At 61.4% G+C, this 25,736-nt stretch carries 24 protein-coding genes and 1 riboswitch; of the genes, 13 read left to right on the top strand and 11 right to left on the bottom strand.

The genetic code is table 11. The annotated features are described in order from the left end of the window. Window positions 1-65: 65 nt before the first annotated feature. The 7 genes from EGY12_RS13400 (at window position 66) to EGY12_RS13370 (ending at window position 8,370) form a co-directional block, all read left to right on the top strand. Window positions 66-695, top strand: a complete 630-nt coding sequence (locus EGY12_RS13400; protein ID WP_123894078.1) for a response regulator transcription factor — start codon at window positions 66-68, stop codon at window positions 693-695. After that, on the top strand, window positions 695-2,236 hold the full coding sequence (locus EGY12_RS13395) for an MASE1 domain-containing protein (RefSeq protein WP_123894076.1): 1,542 nt from the start codon (window positions 695-697) through the stop codon (window positions 2,234-2,236). The genes EGY12_RS13400 and EGY12_RS13395 overlap by 1 nt, the downstream gene beginning before the upstream one ends. An 84-nt stretch (window positions 2,237-2,320) precedes the next feature. Next, entirely contained in the window at window positions 2,321-3,622 is a 1,302-nt protein-coding gene (gene uhpC / locus EGY12_RS13390; RefSeq protein WP_123894074.1) for an MFS transporter family glucose-6-phosphate receptor UhpC, read from the top strand. Next, window positions 3,622-4,653 (top strand): ABC transporter substrate-binding protein, encoded by a 1,032-nt coding sequence (locus EGY12_RS13385; RefSeq protein WP_123894072.1) that lies wholly within the window; start codon window positions 3,622-3,624, stop codon window positions 4,651-4,653. The genes uhpC and EGY12_RS13385 overlap by 1 nt, the downstream gene beginning before the upstream one ends. A gap of 67 nt (window positions 4,654-4,720) precedes the next feature. Beyond that, the gene (locus EGY12_RS13380) at window positions 4,721-6,799 is read left to right on the top strand and encodes an iron ABC transporter permease (RefSeq protein WP_123894070.1); all 2,079 of its coding nucleotides are present in this window, start codon (window positions 4,721-4,723) and stop codon (window positions 6,797-6,799) included. A gap of 11 nt (window positions 6,800-6,810) precedes the next feature. Continuing rightward, window positions 6,811-7,857, top strand: a complete 1,047-nt coding sequence (gene fbpC, locus EGY12_RS13375; protein ID WP_123894068.1) for a ferric ABC transporter ATP-binding protein — start codon at window positions 6,811-6,813, stop codon at window positions 7,855-7,857. Window positions 7,858-8,103: 246 nt separating this feature from the next. Continuing rightward, window positions 8,104-8,370 carry a hypothetical protein gene (locus tag EGY12_RS13370; RefSeq protein WP_049201133.1) on the top strand — a complete coding sequence of 89 codons (267 nt, stop codon included), beginning with the start codon at window positions 8,104-8,106 and terminating at the stop codon, window positions 8,368-8,370. Between the two features lie 41 nt (window positions 8,371-8,411). Here the strand turns inward: EGY12_RS13370 and dusC are convergent, their stop codons facing one another. The 3 genes from dusC to rhlE all read right to left on the bottom strand — a co-directional run bounded on the left by dusC (window position 8,412) and on the right by rhlE (window position 11,882). Then, window positions 8,412-9,344 carry a tRNA dihydrouridine(16) synthase DusC gene (gene dusC, locus EGY12_RS13365; protein WP_049295196.1) on the bottom strand — a complete coding sequence of 311 codons (933 nt, stop codon included), beginning with the start codon at window positions 9,342-9,344 and terminating at the stop codon, window positions 8,412-8,414. Window positions 9,345-9,428: 84 nt separating this feature from the next. Beyond that, window positions 9,429-10,388: a D-2-hydroxyacid dehydrogenase family protein gene (locus tag EGY12_RS13360; RefSeq protein WP_123894065.1), complete on the bottom strand. Its 960-nt coding sequence runs from the start codon at window positions 10,386-10,388 to the stop codon at window positions 9,429-9,431. Window positions 10,389-10,502: 114 nt separating this feature from the next. Continuing rightward, window positions 10,503-11,882, bottom strand: coding sequence for an ATP-dependent RNA helicase RhlE (rhlE, locus tag EGY12_RS13355; protein WP_123894063.1), 1,380 nt, complete (start codon window positions 11,880-11,882; stop codon window positions 10,503-10,505). A gap of 297 nt (window positions 11,883-12,179) precedes the next feature. Here rhlE and cecR point away from each other — a divergent pair, with 297 nt between their 5' ends. The 5 genes from cecR to EGY12_RS13330 are packed head-to-tail and all read left to right on the top strand — an operon-like array spanning window position 12,180 to window position 17,898. After that, on the top strand, window positions 12,180-12,878 hold the full coding sequence (cecR, locus tag EGY12_RS13350) for a transcriptional regulator CecR (RefSeq protein ID WP_123894061.1): 699 nt from the start codon (window positions 12,180-12,182) through the stop codon (window positions 12,876-12,878). A gap of 18 nt (window positions 12,879-12,896) precedes the next feature. Next, window positions 12,897-13,883 carry a secretion protein HlyD gene (gene hlyD, locus EGY12_RS13345; protein ID WP_123894059.1) on the top strand — a complete coding sequence of 329 codons (987 nt, stop codon included), beginning with the start codon at window positions 12,897-12,899 and terminating at the stop codon, window positions 13,881-13,883. A gap of 8 nt (window positions 13,884-13,891) precedes the next feature. Next, entirely contained in the window at window positions 13,892-15,628 is a 1,737-nt protein-coding gene (locus tag EGY12_RS13340) for an ATP-binding cassette domain-containing protein (protein ID WP_123894057.1), read from the top strand. Then, window positions 15,625-16,779 carry an ABC transporter permease gene (locus EGY12_RS13335; protein WP_123894055.1) on the top strand — a complete coding sequence of 385 codons (1,155 nt, stop codon included), beginning with the start codon at window positions 15,625-15,627 and terminating at the stop codon, window positions 16,777-16,779. Before EGY12_RS13340 ends, EGY12_RS13335 begins: the two co-directional genes overlap by 4 nt. Before the next feature lie 12 nt (window positions 16,780-16,791). Further along, window positions 16,792-17,898, top strand: a complete 1,107-nt coding sequence (locus tag EGY12_RS13330; RefSeq protein ID WP_123894053.1) for an ABC transporter permease — start codon at window positions 16,792-16,794, stop codon at window positions 17,896-17,898. Between the two features lie 75 nt (window positions 17,899-17,973). Here the strand turns inward: EGY12_RS13330 and EGY12_RS13325 are convergent, their stop codons facing one another. From EGY12_RS13325 to moaA, 6 genes are all read right to left on the bottom strand, one after another. Further along, window positions 17,974-18,684, bottom strand: a complete 711-nt coding sequence (locus EGY12_RS13325) for a Bax inhibitor-1/YccA family protein (protein WP_004939761.1) — start codon at window positions 18,682-18,684, stop codon at window positions 17,974-17,976. Between the two features lie 130 nt (window positions 18,685-18,814). Further along, window positions 18,815-19,282, bottom strand: a complete 468-nt coding sequence (gene moaE / locus EGY12_RS13320; RefSeq protein ID WP_123894051.1) for a molybdopterin synthase catalytic subunit MoaE — start codon at window positions 19,280-19,282, stop codon at window positions 18,815-18,817. 2 nt (window positions 19,283-19,284) lie between these two features. Further along, window positions 19,285-19,530 carry a molybdopterin synthase sulfur carrier subunit gene (moaD, locus tag EGY12_RS13315; protein WP_019453985.1) on the bottom strand — a complete coding sequence of 82 codons (246 nt, stop codon included), beginning with the start codon at window positions 19,528-19,530 and terminating at the stop codon, window positions 19,285-19,287. Then, entirely contained in the window at window positions 19,527-20,006 is a 480-nt protein-coding gene (gene moaC, locus EGY12_RS13310; protein ID WP_049201144.1) for a cyclic pyranopterin monophosphate synthase MoaC, read from the bottom strand. The genes moaD and moaC overlap by 4 nt, the downstream gene beginning before the upstream one ends. Window positions 20,007-20,009: 3 nt before the next feature. Then, window positions 20,010-20,525 carry a molybdenum cofactor biosynthesis protein B gene (moaB, locus tag EGY12_RS13305; protein WP_123894049.1) on the bottom strand — a complete coding sequence of 172 codons (516 nt, stop codon included), beginning with the start codon at window positions 20,523-20,525 and terminating at the stop codon, window positions 20,010-20,012. Between the two features lie 24 nt (window positions 20,526-20,549). Continuing rightward, window positions 20,550-21,536, bottom strand: coding sequence for a GTP 3',8-cyclase MoaA (moaA, locus tag EGY12_RS13300; RefSeq protein ID WP_004939778.1), 987 nt, complete (start codon window positions 21,534-21,536; stop codon window positions 20,550-20,552). After that, window positions 21,523-21,667: riboswitch (molybdenum cofactor riboswitch) on the bottom strand. (Overlaps the previous gene by 14 nt.) Before the next feature lie 259 nt (window positions 21,668-21,926). On the opposite strand from moaA, the gene yvcK reads away from it, so the two are divergent. Further along, entirely contained in the window at window positions 21,927-22,844 is a 918-nt protein-coding gene (gene yvcK, locus EGY12_RS13295; protein ID WP_123894047.1) for a uridine diphosphate-N-acetylglucosamine-binding protein YvcK, read from the top strand. 6 nt (window positions 22,845-22,850) lie between these two features. Here the strand turns inward: yvcK and EGY12_RS13290 are convergent, their stop codons facing one another. Both EGY12_RS13290 and uvrB read right to left on the bottom strand, forming a co-directional pair. Then, the gene (locus EGY12_RS13290) at window positions 22,851-23,117 is read right to left on the bottom strand and encodes a VF530 family DNA-binding protein (protein ID WP_004939783.1); all 267 of its coding nucleotides are present in this window, start codon (window positions 23,115-23,117) and stop codon (window positions 22,851-22,853) included. Window positions 23,118-23,217: 100 nt separating this feature from the next. Further along, window positions 23,218-25,230 (bottom strand): excinuclease ABC subunit UvrB, encoded by a 2,013-nt coding sequence (gene uvrB, locus EGY12_RS13285; RefSeq protein WP_123894045.1) that lies wholly within the window; start codon window positions 25,228-25,230, stop codon window positions 23,218-23,220. Window positions 25,231-25,736 lie beyond the last annotated feature (506 nt).

The raw sequence follows: 25,736 nt of genomic DNA, 5'->3' as shown, positions 1-25,736 counted from the left end.
GGCCGATTGCCAGCACCGCGGCGGCAGGCATCATAGGGCCATGATTCGGCAACAGAGTGCGAAAAATGATCCGTGTGATACTGGTGGATGACCATGTGGTGGTACGCTCCGGCTTTGCGCAATTGCTCAACCTCGAGGACGATCTCGACGTGGTGGGGCAATACAGCAGCGCGGCGGCGGCTTGGCCGGCATTGCTGCGCGACGACGTTAGCGTCGCGGTGATGGACATCGCCATGCCGGATGAAAACGGCCTGAGTCTGTTGAAACGCCTGCGGGCACAAAAACCGCAGTTCCGCGCGATCATCCTCAGCATCTATGACTCCCCCACCTTCGTGCAGAGCGCGCTGGACGCCGGCGCCAGCGGCTATCTGACCAAACGCTGCGGGCCGGAAGAGCTGGTGCAGGCGGTGCGTTCCGTCGATATGGGCGGCCATTACCTGTGCGCCGACGCGCTGCGGGCGCTGCGCGGCGGCGAGCAGCCGGCCACGGCGCTGGAAGTGCTGACCCCGCGCGAGCGTGAAATCTTCGAGCTGCTGGTCAGAGGCGACAGCGTAAAGGAGATCGCTTTCAAGCTCGAGCTCAGCCATAAAACGGTACATGTGCATCGCGCTAACGTCCTGGGCAAGCTGCAGTGCAACAGTACCATCGAGCTGGTGCATTTCGCCCTCGACCATCAGCTGCTGGCGGGGCATTGATGTCGCCCCGCTTCCGGTCCTGGGTTATCTCGCTGTTTATCCTGTTGGCCTGGGGCAGCGGCTGGCTGATGCTGTGGACGCTCGGTTTCTATCTGACCCACAACGGCAATCAGGCGGCGCTGTTTCTGCCGCACGGCGTCTATCTCGCGCTGCTGATCCTGCTGGCGCGTCGCTATTGGCCCGCCTTGATCGTGCCGCCGATACTACTGCTGTTATGGCTGCACGGCGAACGCCTGCTGAGCGGCTACGGCCTGCTGGCCGCGCCGTTCATCACCCTGCTTCCGGCTGCGGTCGCGCAACGACTCTGGCACCGTTTTCCGCTCTACTGGCAGCGGCTGACGCTGCTGCTGGCCGCGGTGACCGCCGCCTCGCTGCTCAACACCGCCCTGCTTTCGCCGTTTGTGTCCAGCCCGGCGATGCTGCTTGGCCTGGCGTCGTTTACCGGCGGCGTCTTGCTGACCCCGTTCGTCTATCTGATCTTTGAATTTCTGCGCCAGCAGCACCGTTACCATCTGCTGGGGTTGGACACCAACAACCCGCCGCTGCGCGCATCTTTGATCATCTGGTGCAGCCTGTTTTTCGTTATCGGCATCGGCACGCAGATGGTGCTGTCGCCGGAAATCGAGCGCCTGCTGCTGATCGTGGTGTTTCTGCCGAATGTGGTGATGGCGTGGAAGTTCGGTTGGCAGGGCGGCGTGCTGTCCGGCCTGCTCGGCAGCATGATGATCACCCTTGCCCGGCAGGTCGGCGTGGGGTTCGGCAATCTGGTCGAGCTGGAAATCTTTCTGGCGACGCAGGCGTTGCTCGGCATCGGCCTGGGCATCGCCATCAGCCGCCAGCAGCACCTGGCGCAAAACCTGCACCACTATCAGCGTCGCCTGGAAGAAGAGCTGGCGGCGCGGCGGGCGCTGATCGAAAAACTGATCCACACCGAAGAAGACACGCGGAAAAACCTGGCGCGCGAGCTGCACGATGAAATCGGCCAGAACATCACCGCCATTCAAATCCAGTCGCAGCTGGTTAAGCGGGCGCGCGATCCGGCGCAAACCCAGGCCGCCGCGCACCAGATAGGCGAGCTCGCCCGGCGCATTCATCACTCCACGCGCCAGCTGCTGCGCCAGCTTCGCCCGCCCGCGCTGGACGAGCTGGCATTCAAAGAGGCGCTTCACCACCTGCTGAGCGAATTCGCCTTTGCCGAACGGGGCATCCACTGCCGTTTCGATTACCGGCTGAGCGAGACGCCCGCCGGCGAAACGGTGCGCTTCACCCTCTACCGCCTGCTGCAAGAGCTGCTCAACAACGTGTGCAAACACGCCGAGGCCAGCGAAGTCGCCATCGTTTTGTATCAACAGGGGCCGCTTTTGCACCTCGAGGTGCGGGACAACGGCATCGGCATCCGCGCGGACAAGGTGCCCGGCCTCGGCATTCAGGGGATGCGCGAGCGGGTCAGCGCGCTGGGCGGCGAACTGACGCTGGAAACGCATTGCGGCACGCGGGTAATTGTTAACCTGCCCACAAATTTGCAACAAACCGCCGACTAACTAGGAAAAAGTCTTAGCCACTCCGGACTTTCTCTCATCCCCTTTCCCTTTCACCTTCTTATAGTCAGCACCAGGGAGGCGGCTATGCAGGCACGCTCGGCATCTGAAATCGGTCATCGTTACCGCGCGCTGCGCCCGCGACTGTTGCTGTACATGGTCATCGGGTACGCCGCCTTTTACCTGACGCGCAAAAGCGTGAATTACGTGCTGCCGGCGCTGCAAACGGATTTGGGGCTGGATAAAGGGGACATCGGCCTGCTCGGCTCGCTGTTTTACCTGAGCTATGGCCTGTCGAAGTTCGGCGCCGGATTGTGGCACGACGGCCACGGACAGCGCTGGTTTATGGGAATCGGCCTGTTCGCCACCGGCTTGCTGAACGTGGCGTTCGCCTTCGGCGAATCATTGACGCTGCTGCTGGCGGTCTGGACGCTGAACGGCTTCTTTCAAGGCTGGGGCTGGCCGCCCTGCGCACGGCTGCTGACTCACTGGTATTCGCGCAACGAGCGCGGCTTCTGGTGGGGTTGCTGGAATATGTCGATCAATCTTGGTGGCGCGATCGTGCCGATGATCAGCGCCTTCGCCGCCCAGCTCTGGGGCTGGCAGGCGGCGATGTTGATCCCGGGGGCCGTCAGTATGGCATTGGGCCTCTGGCTTACGCGGCAGCTGAAAGGCACGCCGCAGGAAGAAGGCTTGCCGTCGGTCGGCCAGTGGCGCCACGATCCGCTGGAACTGCGCCAGGAACAGCAAAGCCCGCCGATGGGGCTGTGGCGGATGTTACGCACCACGATGCTGCAAAACCCGATGATCTGGCTGCTCGGCGTCTCTTACGTGCTGGTCTACCTGATCCGCATCGCGTTGAACGACTGGGGCAATCTCTGGCTGACGGAAAGCCACGGCGTCAATCTGCTCAGTGCCAACGCCACGGTGATGCTGTTCGAGATAGGCGGCCTGCTCGGCGCGCTGTTCGCCGGCTGGGGCTCGGATTTGCTGTTCGGCGGGCAGCGCGCGCCGATGATTTTGCTGTTCACGCTCGGGCTGATGGTTTCCGTCGCCGCGCTGTGGCTGGCGCCGGTGCATCACTACGCGCTGCTGGCGGGCTGTTTCTTTACGGTGGGCTTTTTTGTCTTCGGCCCGCAGATGCTGATTGGCCTCGCCGCCGTGGAATGCGGGCACAAAGGCGCAGCGGGCTCCATCACCGGTTTTCTCGGCCTGTTCGCCTACCTGGGGGCAGCGCTGGCGGGCTGGCCGCTGTCGCAGGTCATCGAAGGCTACGGCTGGTCAGGCATGTTCAGTTTGCTGTCGATCGCCGCCGTTCTTATGGGTTTATTGCTGATGCCGCTGCTGATGGCGAGCGTCACCACCTCTACCGAGAGAAGGATAAAATAATGAAAAAAATGTGGGTCACTACCCTGATAGCTTCCGGCATCGCGCTGGCCACGCTGAGCGGCGCCGCGCACGCCAAGGGCCGCCTGGTGGTTTACTGCAGCGCCACCAATGAAATGTGTGAAGCGGAGACCAAAGCCTTCGGCGAGAAATATGACGTGAAAACCTCGTTCATCCGCAACGGCTCCGGCAGCACGCTGGCGAAAGTGGACGCCGAGAAGAAAAACCCGCAGGCGGACGTCTGGTACGGCGGCACGCTCGATCCGCAATCCCAGGCCGGTGAAATGGGGCTGCTGCAGCCGTACAAATCGCCGAACCTCGACCAGGTGATGACGCAATTCCGCGATCCGGCGAAGCTGAAAGGCAACTACTCTTCAGCGGTTTACGTCGGCATTCTCGGCTTCGGCGTCAATACCCAGCGCTTGAAAGAGAAAAACCTGCCGGTGCCCAAATGCTGGAAAGACCTGACCAAACCGGAATACAAAGGCGAGATTCAAATCGCCGATCCGCAAAGCTCCGGCACCGCCTACACCGCGCTGGCAACCTTTGCTCAGCTGTGGGGAGACGATCAGGCGTTCGATTATCTCAAGCAGCTGAACGCCAACGTCTCGCAGTACACCAAGTCCGGCATTGCCCCGGCGCGCAACGCCGCCCGCGGTGAAACGGCGATCGGCATCGGTTTCCTGCATGACTACTCGCTCGAAAAAGAACAGGGCGCGCCGCTTGAGCTGATCTCGCCTTGTGAAGGCACCGGCTACGAAATCGGCGGCGTCAGCATCCTCAAAGGCGCGCGCAACCTCGACAACGCCAAGCTGTTCGTGGATTGGGTGCTGTCGAAAGAGGCGCAGGAACTGGCATGGAAGAAAGGCAAGTCCTATCAGATCCTGACCAACACCACCGCCGATACCTCGCCGAACTCACTGAAGCTCGACGACCTGAAGCTGATCAACTACGACATGGACAAATACGGCTCGACCGAGGTCCGCAAGGCGCTGATCAATAAATGGGTCAGCGAAGTCAAGATGGGTAAATAAACCCACATTCTGCGCCTGTTGCCGGGTAAGCCTCACGCCTTACCCGGCCTGAACATCCGGGAAACTTATGTCACATACACATGCACTCCATCTCGTGAAAAAACGAGATGCGATATTCCTTTGGATCTTGCTTGGCTGGCTGGCGTTCGCCCTGTTGCCGAGCTGGAGCCTGGATTACGGCCTGCTGGAGTCCACCGGCGATGAAATCCTCGCGGCCTACGGCTGGTCACACCGCAATGTCAGCTGGCTATGGTGCCTGTTGCCGAGCCTGCTGCTGCTTCGCCCTTACGCCCCGGCGGGCGGTGAACGGCGGCGGCGCCACGCGTTCGATGCCGGCTGGGCGCTGCTGTGCATGGCCTTTATCGTCGTCAGCGCCACGGTGGCAGGGCGCGGTTTAGGCTATGCCACCCTGGTGCAATTGACCGCGCTGGGCGCCATCATGACGCTGGCGCTGACCCGCCTCGAATGGCTGGGCGGCGACCGTTTCGTTATCGGTGCGCTGGTCACCATCGTGGCGCTGATCGGCGTCTTCATCGTCTGGCCGAGCATCGCGATTTTCATTCCGATGTTCACCGACCAGGCAGGGGCATTCGCGCCGCTGGCGTTTATGAACGTGCTGTCGCAGGCGCATATCGTTCAGGTGATCCTCAACTCCATCGCCCTGTCGATCGCAGTCGGCGCCGGCTGCACCTTCTTCGGGCTGGTGCTGGCGATTTACACCACCCGCATCGCCAAACGCAGCGCCATTATCGGTCGCATCTTCTCCATCCTGCCTATCGTCACGCCGCCGTTCGTCGTCGGCCTGGGCGTCACGCTGATGATGGGGCGCTCCGGCTACGTCACCGAGTGGATGGTGGCCTGGTTTGGCCTGACCAACACCAACTGGCTGTACGGCTTTACCGGCATCTGGCTGGCGCAGGTGCTGGCGTTCACACCGATGGCGTTCATGATCCTCGACGGCGCAATCAAGACCATTCATCCTTCGCTGGAAGAGGCCTCCTACACCCTGCGCGCCAGCCGTTGGCAAACCTTTAACGGCGTGTTCGTGCCGCTGCTGAAACCGGCGCTGGCCAACGCATTTCTGATCGTGGTGGTGCAATCGCTGGCCGACTTCAGCAACCCGCTGGTGCTCGGCGGCAACTTCGACGTGCTGGCGACGCAAATCTATTTCTACATCACCGGCTCGCAGCTCGACTATCAGGCCGCCAGCACCCTCGGCGCCTTCCTGCTGCTGTTCTCGCTGCTGGTGTTCTGCATCCAGTACCTGTGGATCGGCAAGCGTTCCTACGTCACCGTGTCCGGCAAATCGTATCGCGGCGACGTGCAGCCACTGCCGGTCACGCTGGTGTGGAGCGTGATCGCGTTGCTGGCGGTGTGGGTAGCCTTTAACGCCCTGCTCTACGGCAGCATTTTCTACGGCAGCTTCACCGTCAACTGGGGGGTGGATTACACGCTGACGCTGGATAACTTCATCAAGCTGTTCGGCCAGGGCATGAGCGACGGCGCGTGGCCTTCGCTGCTCGACACGCTGCTGTACGCCGGGATCGCCGCGCCGATCACCGCCGCCTTCGGCCTGCTGATCGCCTGGATCGTGGTGCGCCAACAGTTCAAGGGTAAAAAAACCATCGAGTTCACCACCATGCTGTGCTTTGCGGTGCCGGGCACCGTGGCGGGTGTCTCTTACATTCTCGCCTTCAACAGCGCACCGGTGTACCTCACCGGGACGGCCGCCATCGTGATTATCTCGATGGTGATGCGCAACGTGCCGGTGGGCATTCGCGCCGGGATCGCCGGGCTGGGCCAGATAGACAAATCGCTGGATGAAGCCTCGCTCAGCCTGCGCGCCGGCTCGCTGCGCACCATCACGCACATCCTGCTGCCGCTCCTGCGCCCGGCGATCCTGTCGGCGCTGATCTACAGCTTCGTTCGCGCCATCACCACCGTCAGCGCCATCGTCTTCCTGGTGACGCCCGATACCCGCGTGGCCACCGCCTACATCCTCAATCGCGTGGAAGACGGCGAATACGGGGTGGCGATCGCCTACGGTTCAATTTTGATCGTGGTGATGCTGGCGATTATTTTCCTCTTTGACTGGCTGATCGGCGAGGCACGCATCTCCCGTTCAAAAGCCAAAAACCAGGCGTAATGGAGCCCATGATGAGCCAGAAAAATTTCGTTGAACTGCGCAACGTCTCCAAACGGTTCGGCAGCAACACGGTGATCGATAACATCACGCTCACCATCCCTCGGGGGCAGATGGTGACGCTGCTCGGCCCTTCAGGCTGCGGAAAAACCACCATATTGCGCCTGGTTGCCGGGCTGGAAAAGCCGAGCGACGGGCAGATATTCATTGATGGTGAAGACGTTACCCATCGTTCCATCCAGCAGCGTGACATCTGCATGGTGTTCCAGTCCTATGCCCTGTTCCCGCATATGTCGCTGGGGGAGAACGTCGGCTATGGGCTGAAAATGCTCGGCATTCCGCGTGCCGAAGTGAAAGCGCGCGTGCAGGAAGCCCTGGCGATGGTGGATCTGGCGGGGTTTGAAGATCGCTATGTCGATCAGATCTCCGGTGGCCAACAGCAGCGCGTGGCGCTGGCGCGCGCGCTGATCCTCAAGCCGAAAGTGCTGCTGTTCGACGAGCCGTTGAGCAACCTCGACGCCAACCTGCGCCGTAGCATGCGCGAAAAGATCCGTGAGCTGCAAAAGCAGTTTGATATCACGTCGCTGTATGTCACCCACGATCAGAGCGAGGCTTTCGCGGTCTCAGACACCGTGCTGGTGATGAACAAGGGTCATATCATGCAGATAGGCTCGCCGCAGGATCTCTATCGGCAGCCGGCATCGCGCTTTATGGCGAGCTTTATGGGGGACGCCAACCTGTTCCCGGCCGGCTTCAGCGCCGATCATGTCGATATCAGCGGCTATCGCCTGCCGCGCCCCGCGCACTTTGCCACCGAAGGCGCCGGCACGGTGGGCGTGCGGCCGGAAGCGATCACGCTGAGCGAACACGGCGAGGAAAGCCAGCGCTGCGTGATCCAGCATGTCGCCTACATGGGGCCGCAGTATGAAGTCACGGTGGCGTGGCATGGGCAGCAGATTTTGCTGCAGGTTAACGCCACTCGCCTGCAGCCCAACGTCGGCGAACATTATTATCTGGAAATACACCCCTACGGCATGTTTATGCTGGCGGAAGCGGCATAATAAGCATCACTCTTAAGCGTTAGAATAACGGTCATTCCGCATGGAATGGCCGTAAATAACCGCCAAAAAAACCGTATTTATCTATTTTTACAATTCCACCCAAGTTCTTGTTCAGCCAAGAAATAAATAAATCCTAATCCATTAAAAAATAACCGCCCGGGCCACCAAAGATGATATTTTTATTTAGATGGGGTAAGCTTAATCCCGCAGTCGAAATTATTTAACGGCCAACTCAAGGAGAAATTCATGAGCAACAATGCAAACGCACAGGCGCAGCTGGATAATTTACGTAACGTCGCTTCCCAGCTGAAGGAAATGCGCCACTATGCGCAATCGAATACCGAGACGCTCTCCGCACACTGGCTGGCCTTCGATCAGGGGGAATGCAAAAATAAGGCATTCGCCGAAGCCATTAACGACCTGTTGAATAAACAAGGCGCCTGCCTGGAAGGACTGGAAAAAACCATTCAGGATATCGAGATAGAATTGAACCGTCTCGACAAAGCCGCCTGATAATACCGATTTAAATAAACCCGCCGCGTGCGGGTTTATTTTTAGCTACGGCAGATGACGCGCGCAATATCTCCTGACGTCGTCAGCGCGCGTATTTCGCTGAACAGTTCGGTGGCTTCGTCATATTCTTTGCGCAAATAGCCCAGCCACTGTTTGATGCGCGCCACGTGATACAGGCCGGTGTCGCCCTGCTTTTCCAGATGGACATATTTTTGCAGCAGCTCAACCACCTGCGGCCAGGGCATGCGCGGCTCGTTGTATTTCACCACCCGGCTCAGGTTCGGCACGTTGAGCGCGCCGCGCCCCAGCATGATGGCGTCACAGCCGGTCGCCTGCAGGCAATCCTGCGCGCTCTGGTAATCCCAGATTTCGCCGTTGGCGATCACCGGAATGCTGAGCCGCTGACGGATCTCGCCGATCGCCGCCCAGTTGATACGATCCGCCTTGTAGCCGTCCTCTTTGGTGCGGCCATGCACCGTCAGCTCGCTGGCGCCCGCCTGCTGCACCGCATCGGCGATTTCAAAGCTGCGGTTGGAGGAGTCCCAGCCCAGGCGCACCTTCACCGTGACCGGCAGATGGGCCGGCACCGCTGCGCGCATCGCTTTGGCGCCCTGGTAGATCAACTCCGGATCTTTGAGCAGCGTCGCCCCACCGCCGCTGCCGTTCACCAGCTTGGACGGGCAACCGCAGTTGAGATCGACGCCGTAAGAACCCAATTCCACCGCGCGCGCGGCGTTCTCCGCCAGCCACTGCGGATACTGCCCCAGCAGTTGTACGCGCACCAGCGTGCCCGACGGCGTGCGGCTGGCGTGGCGCAGTTCCGGGCACAGCCGGTAGAACGATTTGGCCGGCAGCAGCTGATCGACCACGCGCAAAAATTCGGTGATGCACAGATCGTAGTCGTTCACGTCGGTGAGCAACTCACGCACCAAAGAATCGAGAACGCCCTCCATCGGAGCCAATAATACGCGCATGACCAATCCCAGCTAAAAAAAGACCCGCAATGATACGGGTGAATGCCAGCGCCAGACAAGCCTCTGCGGGCATTAAAAGCGCCGTCAGCCCAGCCGGCGGATCGGTTGGCCGGCGAGGAACGCCGCAATGTCCTCGACCGCCTCGGTGAAGTAGGCGCGGTAGTTGTCGTCCGCCACGTAACCCACATGCGGCGTCGCCAGCACGTTGGGCAGCTGACGAAACGCATCGTCGGCCGGCAGTGGCTCCGTCTCGAACACGTCCAGCCCTGCGCCGGCGATCTTCCGCTGTTGCAGCACATCCACCAACGCCGCCTGGTCGACTATCCCCGCGCGCGAGGTGTTGATCAGGTAAGCGGTGGGCTTCATCGCCGTCAATTCATCGCGCCCCACCAACCCCCGGCTGCGCTCGCTCAGCACCAGGTGGATAGACACAAAGTCGCTCTGCTCGAACAGCGCCCGTTTGGACGGCGCCAGTTCAACGCCCTCCTGCGCCGCCCGTTCCGCCGTCAGGTTCTGGCTCCAGGCCAGCACCCGCATGCCGAACGCCTGCGCCACCCGGGCCATCTGACCGCCGATCTTGCCCAGCCCCAGCAGCCCCAACGTTTTACTTTGCAAGGTGACGCCGAGATCCCGCTGCCACGGGCCGTTGTTTTTCAGCCCGACGCTTTCCGGCACAATATGCTTCGCCAACCCGAGCAGCAGCGCCCAGGTCAGCTCCATCGGCGCCGCCGATCCGCTGCTGGTGCCGCACACCACTACGCCGCGCTCGGCAGCGGCGGCTAAATCGATAGAGGCGTTGCGCATGCCGGAGGTGATCAGCAGCTTCAGCTTCGGCAGCCGCGCCAGCAGCGAGGCGGTCATCGGCGTGCGCTCGCGCATGATGACCAGAATGTCGCACTCCTGCAGATGCACCGCCAGCTCCGTTTCATCGGTAAAGTGCGCGCTGATGACGGACACCTCCACCCGATCGGCCAGCGCCGACCAGTCTGCCATCTTGAGCGCCACCTGCTGGTAATCATCGAGAATTGCGCACTTCAATTTCATCTCCGTCTCCTGGAATGTAGGGTTAGCCACCGTCCAGCCTAGTACGAAAATGCCGTTCCGCCAGGCAAAAAAAAAGCCGCCCGTATCGGCGGCTTACTCTTTGAGCAATCAGGCTTATTCAGCCGGTTTGCGGTTGCGTGGGCGACGCGAAGCCGGTGCGCCGGAACGGCGCTGGCCATCACCCTGCGGGCGGGCGTTACCGTTGCCGTTGCCGCGGTTTTCACGCTGGCCGCCGTTCGCGTTACCGCTGCGCTGACCGCCGCCGTTACCAGAACGCTGACCACCGCCGTTGCCGCGCGGCGCACCGCGCCCGCCACCCTGACGGCCGTTGATGATCGGCTCGGCCTTGATGGTCGGATCCGGATCGTAGCCCGGCAGCGCGATGCGTGGAATTTCACGCTTCAGCAGACGCTCGATGTCGCGCAGCAGCTTGTGCTCATCCACGCACACCAGCGAGATAGCTTCACCGGTGCGCTCCGCGCGGCCGGTACGGCCGATGCGGTGTACGTAGTCTTCCGGCACGTTAGGCAGCTCGTAGTTCACCACGTGCGGCAGCTGGTCAATATCCAGGCCGCGCGCCGCGATGTCGGTCGCCACCAGCACGCGGATGCGGCCGTCTTTGAAGTCGGCCAGCGCACGGGTACGGGCGCCCTGGCTCTTGTTGCCGTGGATCGCCGCTGCGGTGATGCCGTCTTTGTTCAGCTGTTCCGCCAGGTGGTTGGCGCCGTGCTTGGTGCGGGTAAACACCAGCACCTGTTTCCAGTCGCCTTCGCCGATCATCTGCGACAGCAGTTCCCGCTTACGCTTCTTGTCGACGAAGTGCACGCTCTGTTCGATCTGCTCAGACGCGGTGTTGCGGCGCGCCACTTCTACCGAAGCCGGGTTGTGCAGCAGCTTGTTGGCCAGCGCCTTGATGTCGTCGGAGAAGGTTGCGGAGAACAGCAGATTCTGACGCTTGGCCGGCAGTTTGGCCAGCACGCGGCGGATGTCGTGGATAAAGCCCATGTCCAGCATGCGGTCCGCTTCGTCCAGCACCAGAATTTCGATTTTGGACAGGTCAACCGCGTTCTGATGTTCCAGATCCAGCAGACGGCCCGGCGTCGCCACCAGGATATCGACGCCGCCGCGCAGCTTCATCATCTGCGGGTTGATGCTCACGCCGCCAAACACCACCAGCGAACGCAGGCGCAGGTGTTTGCTGTAGGCATCGACGTTTTCGCCGATCTGCGCCGCCAGCTCACGGGTTGGCGTCAGGATAAGCGCGCGCACCGGGCGGCGGCCTTTGACCGGATGGTCATGCTTGCTCAGCAGCTGCAACAGCGGCAGGGTAAAACCGGCGGTTTTACCGGTACCGGTCTGGGCGCTGGCCATCAGGTCACGACCTTCCAGCACGACAGGGATAGCCTGACGCTGAATTGGCGTCGGTTCGCGATAGCCCTGTTCTTCAACAGCGCGCACAATTTCAGCACTTAAGCCGAGGGTTTCAAATGACATAAAGAGAAAAACTCCAGATCCCCCCTAACCTAACGGTGTTCGGTGCAGTTTCCTGGGAGGATGATCAGACGGGGCATTAAGCATGACCACGAGGGATTGGCACAAACTGCAGTGCACCAAGCGCCGATTGTAACAGAAGTCGCGCAATAAAAAGCATTTTTACGCACCCAGAGCACAATCTGCCGTAAATTCAGCATTGTCTGAAGCCGATCACATAACTCATTGTGATTAGCGGTTGCGTTTTAAACAATCTGGCATAAAGTTAATCATATGATTGATTAACTTCGAGCGTGACCCATGCCAGCTTCCTTCCCTCATCAGGCCGCCGGCCGGGCGCGCGGCGAGCAAACGCGCCGGCAGCTGCTCGCCGCAGCGACCGACCTGTTCGGCGAATGCGGCCTGGAAGGCGCCACCACCCGCGACATCGCCCAGCGCGCCGGCCAGAATATCGCCGCCATCACCTATTACTTCAGCTCCAAAGAGGGGCTGTACTTGGCCGTGGCGCAATCGCTCGCCGATTTCATCCAGCAGGCGTTCGCCCCGCTGGCCGAGGAGGTCGATCGCTTCTGGCAACAGTCCGCCGCGCAGCGCTCACCCGACGCGGCGCTGCGTTTGCTGCAGCGTGGCCTGCTGGCCTTCAGCGAACTGATGACCCAGCCGCACACGCTGAACCTGAGCAAAATCATGTCGCGCGAACAGCTCGCCCCAACCGACGCCTACCCGCTGATCCACAGTCAGGTGATCGCACCGATGCACGAACGGCTGTGCCGCCTGCTGTCGGCCGCCACCGGCATCGACGAACGCGCCACCCGCCTCGTGCTGCATACCCATGCGCTGATCGGCGAGGTACTGTCGTTTCGCGTGGCGCGCGAAACCATCCGCCGCCAGGCCGGCTGGCAAGAGATTGGCGAGGACGAAGCGGCACAGATCGGGGCCGTGCTGAGCGAACATATTGAGATTCTGGTTATTGGGCTGCGCCAACGTCACGGCGCGTAAATTCAGGCAGGGAGTGTTATGAACAAAAAACGCAGTGCCTTTATCGTGCTGTTGATTCTGCTGATCGCGGCCGTCGCTTACGGGATATGGCATTACCAGCAGCAACAGGAGCGGCCGCTGACGCTGTATGGCAACGTCGATATCCGCACGGTTAACCTCGGCTTTCGCGTCGACGGCCGTCTGGCGTCGCTGACGGTGGATGAAGGCGATGCCGTTCAACCGGGCCAGCTGCTCGGCAAACTGGACGATGCCCCCTACCGCAACGCACTGCAGCAGGCCGAAGCCAACGTCGGCAGCGCGCGCGCCAAACTGTCGCTGCTGCAGGCCGGCTACCGCACCGAAGAGATCGCCCAGGTACGGTCGGAAATGGCACAGCGCCAGTCCGCCTTCGCCTACGCCGACAGCTTCCTGAAACGCCAGCAGGGACTGTGGGCGAAAAACGCCACCTCCGCCGATGCGCTGGAGGATGCGCGCACCGCCCGCAATCAGGCGCAGGCCAACCTGCAGGCGGCGAAGGACAAGCTGTCGCAATACCGCAGCGGTAACCGCCCGCAAGAGATTGAACAGGCCAAGGCCGAGGTGGCGCAAAGCGAAGCGGCGTTGGCGCAGGCGCAGTTGAACCTGCAAGACGCCACGCTGGTCTCCCCTTCCGCCGGCACGGTGCTGACCCGCGCGGTGGAGCCGGGCACCATGCTCGGCGCCGGCGGCACGGTCTTCACCCTGTCGCTGACCCGGCCGGTGTGGGTGCGCGCCTACATCAACGAAACCAGCCTGAACCAGGCGGTGCCCGGCACCGAACTGGAGATCTACACCGACGGCCGCCCCGACAAGCCTTACCACGGCAAGATCGGTTTCGTCTCGCCGACCGCGGAATTCACGCCGAAAAGCGTCGAAACGCCGGATCTGCGCACCGATCTGGTGTACCGCCTGCGAGTGATCGTCACCGACGCCGACGACGCGCTGCGCCAGGGCATGCCGGTCACCCTGCGCTTCGCCAAACCCTGAGGCCGGCCATGGAACAGGCGCACACCATCGAGTTGGAAGGGCTGGAGAAGCGCTTCCCGTCACTGGAGAAACCGGCGGTCGCCAGCCTGACCACCACCCTGCGCAGTGGCGCGGTGATCGGGCTGGTCGGCCCGGACGGCGCCGGCAAAACCACCCTGCTGCGCATGCTGGCCGGGCTGCTGCAGCCCAGCAGCGGCAAACTGCGGGTCGCCGGGCTGGATCCGATCGCGCAGGATCGTCAACTGCACGCGATCCTCGGTTACATGCCGCAGAAGTTCGGACTGTATGAGGATCTGACGGTGATGGAGAACCTGACGCTGTACGCCGATCTGCGCGGCGTCACCGGCGATCTCCGCCGCCAGACCTTCGAACGGCTGCTGAAATTCACCGATCTAACTCGCTTCACCGAGCGCCTGGCCGGCAAGCTGTCAGGCGGCATGAAGCAGAAACTCGGCCTGGCCTGCACGCTGGTAGGCGAACCTCAGGTGCTGTTGCTGGATGAGCCGGGCGTCGGCGTCGATCCGATCTCGCGCCGCGAGCTGTGGCGCATGGTGCACGAACTGGCCAACGACGGCATGTTGATCCTGTGGAGCACGTCTTATCTCGATGAGGCCGAACAGTGCCGCGAAGTGCTGCTGCTCAACGAGGGGGAGCTGCTGTTCAGCGGCGCACCGCAGGAACTGACCCGCCGTATGGCCGGGCGCACGGTGTTGATCGCCGCGCCCCCCGGCAGCCATCGATCGCTGCTGCAGCGGGCGATCTGCCTGCCGGCGGTCACCGACGGGGTGATCCAGGGCAAGTATCTGCGCCTGATCCTGAAGGAAGGCGAAGATCACCGCCGGCTGTTGCAGGCGCTGGATCTGCCGGACGCCGAACTGAATGAAGCGGATCCGCGCTTCGAGGATGCGTTTATCGATCTGCTCGGCGGCGGCCCCAACCACCGCTCGGCGCTGGCGGAGATCATGCCGACCGTCAACGGCGAAAGCGGTGAAACGGTGATCGAAGCGGTGCAGCTGACCAAAAAATTCGGCGACTTCGCCGCTACCGATCACGTTGATTTCCAAGTGCGGCGCGGCGAAATTTTCGGCCTGCTCGGGCCGAACGGCGCCGGCAAGTCCACCACCTTCAAAATGATGTGCGGCCTGCTGATCCCCTCCAGCGGTAAGGCGCTGGTGCTGGGAATGGATCTCAAGACCAGTTCCGGCAAGGCGCGCCAGCGCCTCGGCTACATGGCGCAAAAATTCTCGCTGTACGGCAACCTGACGGTGGCGCAGAACCTGAAGTTCTTTTCCGGCGTCTACGGCCTGAGCGGCAAGGCGCAGCGCGACAAAATCGACGAGATGTCCCGCGCCTTCAACTTCGCGCCGATCCTCGATCAGACGCCGGACGCGCTGCCGCTCGGCTTTAAACAGCGCCTGGCGCTGGCCTGCGCGCTGATGCACGAACCGGATATCCTGTTCCTCGACGAACCGACTTCCGGCGTCGATCCGCTGACGCGGCGCGAGTTCTGGTTGCACATCAACGGCATGGTCGACAAGGGCGTCACGGTGATGGTGACCACCCACTTTATGGACGAAGCGGAGTACTGCGACCGCATCGGCCTGGTGTACCGCGGCAAGATCATCGCCGCCGGCACGCCGGACGATCTCAAACAGCAGGTGGCGCGCGACGACAATCCCAACCCCTCGATGGAACAGGCGTTTATCGAGCTGGTGCAGGGTTACGATGAGGAGGAATCACGGTGAGCGATAACCGAACCCCAATCGACGACGGCGGCTTCTCCTGGCGCCGGCTGCGCGCGCTGTGCCTGAAGGAAACGCGGCAAATACTGCGCGATCCCAGCAGCGGCCTGATCGCCTTCGTCATCCCGCTGATGCTGCTGTTTATCTTTGGCTACGGCATCAACCTGGACTCCAGCAAGCTGCATCTGGGCATCCTGATGGAGCAACAGAGCGAAGACGCGCGCGAGCTGGCTCAGGCGTTCGCCGGCTCGCCCTATATCGAACCGACCATCAGCGACAACCGCCAACAGCTGATCCAGCAGATGCAGGCCGGTGCGATCCGCGGCCTGGTGGTGATCCCGGTGGATTTCGACCAGCGCATGGCGCGCCCACACGACAGCGCCCCTATCCAGGTCATCACCGACGGCAGCGAGCCGAACACCGCCAACTTCGTGCAGGGCTATGCCCAGGGCGTATGGCAAATTTGGCAGCAGCAGCGCGCCACCGATCGGGGGCACAGCGACAAACCGCTGATTGACGTGCAGATGCGCTACTGGTTCAACCCGGCGGCCATCAGCCGGCACTACATCATTCCCGGCGCCATCACCATCATCATGACGGTGATCGGCGCCATCCTCACCTCGCTGGTGATCGCCCGCGAGTGGGAGCGCGGCACCATGGAGGCCCTGCTGTCCACCCAGGTGACGCGCAGCGAGCTGCTGCTCTCCAAGCTGATCCCTTATTACTTCCTCGGCATGGCCGCCATGGCGCTGTGCATGGCGGTGGCGGTCTGGGTGCTCGGCGTGCCCTATCGCGGTTCGCTGCTGATCCTGTTGCTGATCAGCAGCCTGTTCCTTGCCAGCACCCTCGGCATGGGCCTGCTGATCTCCACCCTCACCCGCAATCAGTTCAATGCGGCGATGGTGGCGCTGAACGCCGCCTTCCTGCCTTCGATCATGCTGTCGGGCTTCATCTTCCAGATCGACAGCATGCCGGCCATCGTACGCGCGGTGACCTATATCATTCCGGCGCGCTACTTCGTCAGCACGCTGCAAACGCTGTTCCTGGCGGGCAACGTCGGCACCGTGCTGCTGATCAATCTGTTGTTCCTGATCGCTTCCGCCGTAGTGTTCATCGGCCTAACGGCCTGGAAAACCCAGCGCCGGCTGGATTGAGGAGAAAGAGCGATGTTTCATCGTCTGTTGACGCTCATCATCAAGGAAATGCAGGCGCTGCTGCGCGATCCGCAAACCCGCGCCATTTTAATCATGCCGGTGATCCTGCAGGTGCTGCTGTTTCCGTTCGCCGCGACTTTGGAAGTGACCAACGCCACCATCGCGGTCTACAGCGAGGACAGCGGCCAAGCCTCGGTGGAGCTGACCCAGCGCTTCGCCAAGGCCAAGGCCTTTCAACACGTGCTGCTGCTGCGCAGCCCGCAGGAGATAAAGACCACCATCGACAACCAGCGAGCGCTGCTGCTGATCCGCTTCCCGGCGCAGTTCTCGCGCGATATCGCCACCGGCAACACCGCGCCGCTGCAGCTGCTGCTCGACGGACGCAACTCCAACAGCGCGCAGATCGCCGCCAACTACGTGCAGCAGATCGTGCAAGAATATCAGAACGAGCTGCTCGGCAACCGCGCCAAACCCAACAACAGCGAGCTGGTGGTGCGCAACTGGTATAACCCGAATTTGGACTACAAATGGTTCGTGGTGCCGTCGCTGATCGCCATGATAACCACCATCGGCGTGCTGATCGTCACCTCGCTGTCGGTGGCGCGCGAACGCGAACAGGGCACGCTGGAACAGCTGCTGGTCTCGCCGCTCACCACCTGGCAGATCTTTATCGGCAAGGCGGTGCCGGCGCTGATCGTCGCCAGCTTCCAGGCAACCATCGTGCTGCTGATCGGCATCTTCCTGTACCAGATCCCGTTTGCCGGATCGCTGCTGCTGTTCTATGCCACCATGCTGATCTACGGGCTGTCGCTGGTCGGTTTCGGCCTGCTGATCTCGTCGCTGTGCGCCACTCAGCAGCAGGCATTTATCGGCGTGTTCGTGTTCATGATGCCGGCGATCCTGCTCTCGGGTTACGTCTCGCCGGTGGAAAATATGCCGATGTGGCTGCAGGATCTGACCTGGGTTAACCCGATACGCCATTTCACCGACATCACCAAGCAGATCTACCTGAAGGACGCCAGCTTCGGCATCATCTGGCACAGCCTGTGGCCGCTGCTGGTGATCACCGCCACCACCGGCAGCGCCGCCTACGCGCTGTTCCGCCGAAAAATCGCATAAAAAAAGCTCTGCATGTCACATGCAGAGCCTGGTAAGTCCTATGGATTTCAAGCTACTGCTTGAAAGGTCCCGGATTTAGCGGCGGTTGCCGAAGATACGCAGCAACATCAGGAACAGGTTGATGAAGTCGAGATACAGCGTCAGTGCGCCAACGATGGCGTACTTGCGGAAGCCGTCTTTGTCATCGGCGTTCAGCTGCTCGCCCATCGCCTTGAGTTTTTGCGTGTCATACGCGGTCAGGCCGACGAACACCACTACACCGATGTAGGTAATCGCCCACATCAGCGCGGTGCTTTTCAGCCAGATGTTCACCAGCGAGGCCAGCACGATGCCGATCAGCGCCATGAACAGCATGCTGCCGAAGCCGCTCAGATCGCGCTTGGTGGTGTAGCCGTACAGGCTCATGGCGCCAAACATACCGGCGGTGACCACGAAGGTGCTGGCGATCGAGCTGTAGGTGTAAGCGATGAAGATGCTCGACAGCGTCAACCCGGTCAGCGCCGAGTACAGCATAAACAGCGAAGTGGCCACGGCGCCGCTCAGGCGGTTGACCATGCCGGAAATCACGAACACCAGCGCCAGCTGGGCGATGATCAGACCGAAGAAGGTGATCTGGCTGGAGAAGATGAAGTTGAGGATCGCGGGCGTGTTGGCCGCATACCAGGAAACGAACGCCGTCAGCAGCAGACCGCAGGTCATCCAGCCGTAAACCTGCGCCATGTAGGCCTGAATGCCGCTGTTGGCACGTTCGACGATTGAACCATTAGAGCGTGGATATCGGTCCATGACGGTTACCTTTTGCGTAGTAAACAAGATTCCGAAGCCCCTCGAACGGGGCTTCGCCTGCTATAAGCGTACCACAGAATATGCCGGGCGAAAGCGGCAAAGGTCTTGATTTGTTTCCGCTGTTGACGCGTTATTTAGCCGGGTTTTGCCAGCGCTGCGCCGCTTGACGATCGCTGTCGCGGGCATCCACCCAACGATCGCCCTGGCCGGTGGCTTCGCGCTTCCAGAACGGCGCGCGCGTCTTCAGGTAGTCCATGATGAACTCACTGGCGGCGAACGCCATGCTGCGGTGCGCGCCGGTCACGCCGACGAACACGATCTCGTCGCCGGGATACAGCGCACCGACACGGTGGATCACCGTCACCCGTTGCAGCGGCCAACGGCTGCGCGCCTCGGCCACGATCTCCGCCAGCGCCTTCTCCGTCATGCCGGGGTAGTGTTCCAGCGTCAGCGCGCTGACGTCATCCCCCAGATTATGGTTGCGTACCTTGCCGATGAAGGTCACCACCGCGCCGTCGGCGTCGCACTGCGCCAGCCACTGGTATTCGTCGCCGACGTTGAACGGCGCTTCGCCCACGCGAATGCGGGTATTTTCCATGCTTACCCCCCGGTGACCGGCGGGAAGAAGGCCACTTCATCGCCGGCGCGCAGCGGATGATCCGCCGCCACCAACGACTGATTGACCGCCGCCAACAGCTTGCCGGACTCCAGCGCCAGCGCCCAGCGATCGCCGCGCGCGCACAGCGCCTGGCGCAGCGCCTCGACGGTCGGGTAATCCGCCGGCATCGACAGGCCACCGGTGCCCACCAGTTCGCGCACCTGCGCGAAGAAAAGAATATCGATCATACGTTCACCTTAAAATCGCCGGATTTGCCGCCGCTTTTCGCCAGCAGGCGCACCGGGCCGATCACCATGTCTTTCTGTACCGCTTTGCACATGTCATAGATGGTCAATGCCGCCACCGAGGCGGCGGTCAGCGCCTCCATCTCGACGCCGGTTTTGCCGGTCAGCCGGCAGCAGGTTTCGATGCGCACCCGGTTGTGCTGCGTTTGCGCCTCCAGCTGCACTTCGACCTTGCTCAGCATCAGTGGGTGGCACAGCGGGATCAGCTCCCAGGTGCGTTTGGCCGCCTGAATGCCGGCGATGCGCGCCGTGGCGAACACGTCGCCCTTGTGATGGCTGCCGTCGACGATCATCGCCAGCGTGGCGGGCAGCATCTCGACGAAGGCTTCGGCGCGCGCCTCGCGCACCGTTTCGGCCTTGGCGGAAACGTCAACCATATGGGCTTCGCCGGCGGCGTTAATGTGGGTTAGCTGTGTCATGACTCAGGGCTTCTTCAAGTGGGGCTGGAAGTTGCACGGGCGATGGCGCGCGTCCAACTGCTCTTCGATAATCCGCTCCCAGGCGGTGCGGCAGGCGCGGGTGGAACCCGGCATAGCGAAGATCACCGTGCGGTTGGCCAGGCCGGCCAGCGCGCGCGACTGGATCGTTGCGGTGCCGATCTCTTCGTACGACACCATGCGGAACAGTTCGCCGAACCCTTCCACCTCTCTGTCGAACAGCGGTAGCAGCGCTTCTGGCGTGTTGTCGCGGGCGGTAAAACCGGTGCCGCCGGTGATCAGCACCGCCTGCACGCTGTCATCGGCGATCCAGGCGGAAACCCGCGCGCGGATCTGGTAAATGTCATCTTTGACGATGGCGCGATCCACCACCTGATGACCGGCTTCCTGCGCCGCTTCCTGCAGATATTGGCCGGAGGTGTCTTCCGCCGCGCCGCGGCTGTCGGACACGGTCAGGATGGCGATATGCGCCGGAATAAACTCGCTGCTCGCATGGCTCATGGTTCAATAGGCTCCTATTGGCTGTCAGCCGCCGATAAACGACAGGTTCTGGGTGATCCCGCTGTTGCCCTGATGCAGGAAATGGGTCTGCTTCTTGCTCAGCAGCCCGCTCTGGATGCGCGCCTTCAGCGCGTCGAGCTGGCCGTCGTCCGCCAGCAGATCGCGCAGGGGCACCCCCTGCTCGCCGAACAGACACAGGTGCAGATTGCCGATGGAAGAAACGCGCAGCCGGTTGCAGCTGGCGCAGAAGTCTTTCTCATAAGGCATGATAAGACCCACCTCACCCTGGTAGTCCGGGTGGCTGAACACCTGCGCCGGGCCGTCGCTGCGGCCGCGCGCCTGGCGCTGCCAGCCCTGCTGCTCCAGCTGCCGGCGAATCACTTCGCCGGAAACGTGGTGTTTGCGAAACAGCTCGCCGCCCTCGCCGGTTTCCATCAGTTCGATAAAACGCAGCTGGATAGGCCGGTCTTTGATCCAGGCGAGAAAGGCGCCGAGCTGCTGGTGGTTAACGTCGCGCATCAGCACCGCGTTGACCTTGACCTTGCTGAAACCGGCGCTGAAGGCGGCGTCGATGCCGTCCATCACCTGGCGGAACTTGTCCTGACCGGTGATGGCGTGAAACTGACGGGGATCCAGGCTGTCGACGCTGACGTTGATCGCCGTCAGACCCGCGTCACGCCAGGCGGCGACGTCGCGCGCCAGACGGTAGCCGTTGGTGGTGACCGCCAGGGTACGGATGGCCGGGTTTTCCCGCACGGCGGCGATGATCTCGGTAAAATCGCGGCGCAGCGAAGGCTCGCCGCCGGTCAGACGCACCTTTTCGGTACCCAGTTCGGCGAACGCGCGGCTGACGCGGCGGATTTCATCCAGCGACAGGAAGCTTTTCGGGCTGCCGCTCGGCTTGTAGCCGTCGGGCAGACAATAGGTGCAACGAAAGTTGCACACGTCGGTGATCGACAAGCGCAGGTAATAGAACTTGCGCTCATAAGCATCAATGAGTTGCGGCACCATAACACCTTTCCAAAGTCGGGAGATGCGAGCGTTTCCCCTCTGCACCCTGGTGGCTGACTTCGCCACGGCCCAGGCGCCATATCGTTCCTGATGAACAACGTAGGCGCAGGGGCTAGGAGTTTGATTTCTCTTCCCGCTACCTTGAGTAGCCGGAACGAAACCGTGGTTTTCAGCAGAATTCTAGCGCTAATCGGCAACGATAGCCAACGCGTAAATTCGCTATATAATTGTCTATACAGCGTTTTTAGACGCCGCGTATTCGGGTAAACCATGATAAACATCAGTTGCGCGGACGAATTGACCGGAATCACGCAAATGACACTCTTATCGCGTTTTTATGCCGGATCCGCTACCTTATGCGGGCAGTTCAGCCCCTTTGTAAGGAAATTTATGCGTAATCGTACCCTGGCCGATCTCGACCGCGTGGTGGCGTTAGGCGGCGGACACGGCCTGGGCCGTGTGATGTCGGCCCTGTCGTCCTTAGGCTCCCGCCTGACCGGCATCGTCACCACTACCGACAACGGCGGCTCCACCGGCCGCATCCGCCGTTCGGAAGGCGGCATTGCCTGGGGCGATACCCGTAACTGTCTCAACCAGCTGATCACCGAACCGAGCGTCGCCTCGGCGATGTTCGAATACCGCTTCAGCGGCAACGGCGAACTGGCCGGCCACAACCTCGGCAACCTGATGCTGAAAGCGCTGGATCATCTTAGCGTTCGCCCGCTGGAAGCGATAAACCTGGTGCGCAGCCTGCTGAAGGTCGACGCGGCGCTGATTCCGATGTCGGAGCAACCGGTAGATTTGATGGCGCACGATCACGAAGGCAATCACGTTTACGGTGAAGTGAATGTCGATCAGCTGACCCATATGCCGCAGGAGCTGATGCTGTCGCCGCCGGTCAACGCCACGCGCGAAGCGCTGGACGCCATCGCGCAGGCTGACGTGATCCTGATCGGACCGGGCAGTTTCCTCACCAGCCTGATGCCGCTGCTGCTGCTGGACGATCTCACCCAGGCACTGCGTCGCAGCAGCGCCAGCATGATCTATATCGGCAACCTCGGCCGCGAGCTGAGCGTGGCCGCCGCGGCGCTGTCGTTAAAGGATAAGCTGACGCTGATGGAAGATAAGATCGGCCGCCCGATGATCGATGCCCTGATCGTCGGCCCGGCGGTAGACGCCAGTGAAGTGCAGGATCGGGTCGTGATTCAACAGCCGCTGGAAGCGAGCGACATCCCTTATCGCCACGATCGCCAACTGCTGCGCCAGGCGCTGGATCGGGCGCTGGTGGAGCTGGCCGCCCGCCGCTGACCGAATTTAACCGTCTCGCCCGCGCAGCCAGGGATTATCGCTGGCTGGGGCGGGGTGGCTGACCATATCGATATACAGATCTTCTACCTCTTTGCGCGCCCAGGGCGTGCGACGCAAAAACTTCAGGCTGGACTTGATGCTCGGATCGCTGCGGAAGCAGTTGATGCGAATGCGCGCCCCCAGCTCGGACCAACCGTAGTGATCCACCAGTTTATTCAGCAGTTGTTCCAGCGTCACGCCGTGCAGCGGGTCTTTGGACTGGTGTTGACTCATGTTCGATACTCTTCGTGGTCAGATCGGGCCGCACACCTTAACAGCTTTGGCACGGCCGACAAGGAATTTCGACGCCCGCAGCGCGGGCGCCATCCAACGGTCAGGAAATCGCGATGAACTGTTCGCGCAGCTGATGGATCTCGTCGCGCAGGGCAGCCGCCTGCTCGAATTCCAGGTTTTGCGCGTGAGTGTACATTTGCGCCTCCAGATCGCGGATTTTCTGATCCAGCGCTTTCGGCGTAAGGTTCTGAAGCTGAGCGCCGCCGTCCACCGCCTTGCCCTTGCCTTTGCTCTTGGCGCGGTTGACCGGCTGGCCGATCTGCAGAATATCGCCGATCTTCTTGTTCAGCCCCTGCGGCACGATGCCGTTGGCTTCGTTGTAGGCCTGCTGCTTGGCGCGGCGCCGCTCGGTTTCGCCGATCGCCTTGGCCATCGAGTCGGTGATGCGATCGCCATACAGGATCGCCTTGCCGTTCAGGTTACGCGCCGCGCGGCCGATGGTCTGGATCAGCGAACGCTCGGAACGCAGGAAGCCTTCCTTGTCGGCGTCCAGAATCGCCACCAGCGACACCTCAGGCATGTCGAGCCCCTCACGCAACAGGTTGATGCCCACCAGCACGTCAAACTCGCCCAGACGCAGGTCACGGATGATTTCGACCCGTTCCACGGTATCGATGTCCGAGTGCAGGTAGCGCACGCGCTCGCCATGCTCTTCCAGGTATTCGGTCAGGTCTTCCGCCATGCGTTTGGTCAGGGTGGTCACCAGCACGCGCTCGTTGATCGCCGCGCGCTTGCGGATCTCGGAGAGCAGATCGTCCACCTGGGTGGTGACCGGCCTCACTTCCACGATCGGATCCAGCAACCCGGTCGGCCGCACCACCTGATCGATCAGATCGCCGCCGGATTTCTCCAGTTCATATTTGCCCGGCGTCGCGGAAACATAGATGGTCTGCGGCGCCAGCGCCTCGAATTCCTCGAAGCGCAAGGGGCGGTTGTCCAGCGCCGACGGCAGGCGGAAGCCGTACTCCACCAGCGTTTCTTTACGCGCGCGATCGCCCTTGAACATCGCGCCGATCTGCGGAATGGTGACGTGGGATTCGTCGACCACCAGCAGGCCGTCCGCCGGCAGGTAGTCGAACAGCGTCGGCGGTGGCTCGCCCTCGGCGCGCCCGGACAGGTAGCGCGAGTAGTTTTCGATCCCCGAGCAGTAACCCAGCTCGTTCATCATCTCCAGATCGAACTGGGTGCGCTGCGTCAGGCGCTGCTCTTCCAGCAGCTTGTTGTTGGCCAGCAGCACCTTGCGACGGTCCGCCAGATCGACCTTGATCTCTTCCATCGCCTGCATGATCCGCTCGCGCGGCGTCACGTAGTGCGATTTCGGGTAGATGGTAAAACGCGGCACCACCTGCTCGATCTGCCCGGTCAGCGGATCGAACAGCGACAGCCGCTCCACTTCGTCGTCGAACAGCTCGACGCGCAGCGCCAGCTCGTCCGATTCCGCAGGGTAGATGTCGATTACCTCGCCGCGCACGCGGAAGGTGGCGCGCTGGAAGGCCTGATCGTTGCGGGAATACTGCAGCTCCGCCAGCCGGCGCAAAATGGATCGTTGATCGATGATCATGCCTTGAGTCAGGTGCAGCATCATCTTCAGGTAAAGATCCGGATCGCCCAGGCCGTAGATCGCCGACACCGACGCCACCACCACCACGTCGCGCCGCTCCAGCAGCGCCTTGGTGGCGGAAAGGCGCATCTGCTCGATGTGCTCGTTCACCGAAGCGTCTTTTTCAATGAAGGTGTCGGAGCTGGGCACGTAGGCTTCCGGCTGGTAGTAGTCGTAGTAAGAGACGAAGTATTCCACCGCATTCTCCGGGAAAAACTCTTTCATCTCGCCGTACAGCTGCGCCGCCAGCGTCTTGTTCGGCGCCAGCACCATGGTCGGCCGATTCAGATCGGCTATCACGTTGGCGATGGTGAATGTCTTGCCCGAACCGGTTACCCCCAGCAGCGTCTGGTGCGCCAGGCCGTCTTCCAGCCCCTCTTCCAGTTTGCGGATGGCTTCCGGCTGATCGCCGGCCGGTTTGAACTCTGAATGCAGTTTGAAAAGTTTACTCATTGCTCGGCTACCCTGTGGAGATGCGCGCGCTCAGGCGGCCCGCCGGCTCTGCGCCGGGCATGGCCCCTAATTATGGAAAGTGTCGGCAATTTGCGCCAGTGCCCATGATACTGGATATAAAACCAGCTTCAAGCGGATTCGTCACTGCGCCCGGCGCCGCGGCAACGCGGTTGCACCGTGGCGTTACAGCCCGGTGACATTTTTATTGTCAATAACAGATTTATCCCCAGAACATGCCGCGAATTAACTTATTGTTAGCACGGCGTCGAAAAATCATACATAGAGACCTGATCAATGCCCTTGCGTCTTGATTTTAATTAAATTACTGATATTTAATGACATTAACAAAAAGACGAGAATGCGGACAAAGCGAACAGAACCCGCGTCGGCTCTCGCTTTACAGCGTTTTTCTAAATCTAATACACAAGGTTATCCACAGGAATAGTGGATAACTCTCACCGCCCCGCCCGGGGCGGGAGTTACAGAAAGAAAGCTTTTCGCCCTTT

This window comes from Serratia sp. FDAARGOS_506, from assembly GCF_003812745.1.
Classification (GTDB): Bacteria; Pseudomonadota; Gammaproteobacteria; order Enterobacterales; family Enterobacteriaceae; genus Serratia.
The sequence above is the reverse complement of the archived record's forward strand: the minus strand, read 5'-3'. Positions and strand labels throughout refer to the sequence as shown.

Excerpts from the sequence above, each read along its gene's own strand:
- EGY12_RS13290 (WP_004939783.1), bottom strand. The coding sequence starts at position 23,117 with ATGAGTCAACACCAGTCCAAAGACCCGCTGCACGGCGTGACGCTGGAA.
- EGY12_RS13395 (WP_123894076.1), top strand. The coding sequence starts at position 695 with ATGTCGCCCCGCTTCCGGTCCTGGGTTATCTCGCTGTTTATCCTGTTG.
- hlyD (WP_123894059.1), top strand. The coding sequence starts at position 12,897 with ATGAACAAAAAACGCAGTGCCTTTATCGTGCTGTTGATTCTGCTGATC.
- moaE (WP_123894051.1), bottom strand. The coding sequence starts at position 19,282 with ATGGAAAATACCCGCATTCGCGTGGGCGAAGCGCCGTTCAACGTCGGC.
- EGY12_RS13325 (WP_004939761.1), bottom strand. The coding sequence starts at position 18,684 with ATGGACCGATATCCACGCTCTAATGGTTCAATCGTCGAACGTGCCAAC.
- EGY12_RS13385 (WP_123894072.1), top strand. The coding sequence starts at position 3,622 with ATGAAAAAAATGTGGGTCACTACCCTGATAGCTTCCGGCATCGCGCTG.
- moaD (WP_019453985.1), bottom strand. The coding sequence starts at position 19,530 with ATGATCGATATTCTTTTCTTCGCGCAGGTGCGCGAACTGGTGGGCACC.
- EGY12_RS13380 (WP_123894070.1), top strand. The coding sequence starts at position 4,721 with ATGTCACATACACATGCACTCCATCTCGTGAAAAAACGAGATGCGATA.
- EGY12_RS13340 (WP_123894057.1), top strand. The coding sequence starts at position 13,892 with ATGGAACAGGCGCACACCATCGAGTTGGAAGGGCTGGAGAAGCGCTTC.
- uvrB (WP_123894045.1), bottom strand. The coding sequence starts at position 25,230 with ATGAGTAAACTTTTCAAACTGCATTCAGAGTTCAAACCGGCCGGCGAT.
- fbpC (WP_123894068.1), top strand. The coding sequence starts at position 6,811 with ATGAGCCAGAAAAATTTCGTTGAACTGCGCAACGTCTCCAAACGGTTC.
- moaA (WP_004939778.1), bottom strand. The coding sequence starts at position 21,536 with ATGGTGCCGCAACTCATTGATGCTTATGAGCGCAAGTTCTATTACCTG.
- yvcK (WP_123894047.1), top strand. The coding sequence starts at position 21,927 with ATGCGTAATCGTACCCTGGCCGATCTCGACCGCGTGGTGGCGTTAGGC.
- rhlE (WP_123894063.1), bottom strand. The coding sequence starts at position 11,882 with ATGTCATTTGAAACCCTCGGCTTAAGTGCTGAAATTGTGCGCGCTGTT.
- dusC (WP_049295196.1), bottom strand. The coding sequence starts at position 9,344 with ATGCGCGTATTATTGGCTCCGATGGAGGGCGTTCTCGATTCTTTGGTG.
- cecR (WP_123894061.1), top strand. The coding sequence starts at position 12,180 with ATGCCAGCTTCCTTCCCTCATCAGGCCGCCGGCCGGGCGCGCGGCGAG.
- moaC (WP_049201144.1), bottom strand. The coding sequence starts at position 20,006 with ATGACACAGCTAACCCACATTAACGCCGCCGGCGAAGCCCATATGGTT.
- uhpC (WP_123894074.1), top strand. The coding sequence starts at position 2,321 with ATGCAGGCACGCTCGGCATCTGAAATCGGTCATCGTTACCGCGCGCTG.
- EGY12_RS13400 (WP_123894078.1), top strand. The coding sequence starts at position 66 with ATGATCCGTGTGATACTGGTGGATGACCATGTGGTGGTACGCTCCGGC.
- EGY12_RS13330 (WP_123894053.1), top strand. The coding sequence starts at position 16,792 with ATGTTTCATCGTCTGTTGACGCTCATCATCAAGGAAATGCAGGCGCTG.
- EGY12_RS13370 (WP_049201133.1), top strand. The coding sequence starts at position 8,104 with ATGAGCAACAATGCAAACGCACAGGCGCAGCTGGATAATTTACGTAAC.
- EGY12_RS13360 (WP_123894065.1), bottom strand. The coding sequence starts at position 10,388 with ATGAAATTGAAGTGCGCAATTCTCGATGATTACCAGCAGGTGGCGCTC.
- moaB (WP_123894049.1), bottom strand. The coding sequence starts at position 20,525 with ATGAGCCATGCGAGCAGCGAGTTTATTCCGGCGCATATCGCCATCCTG.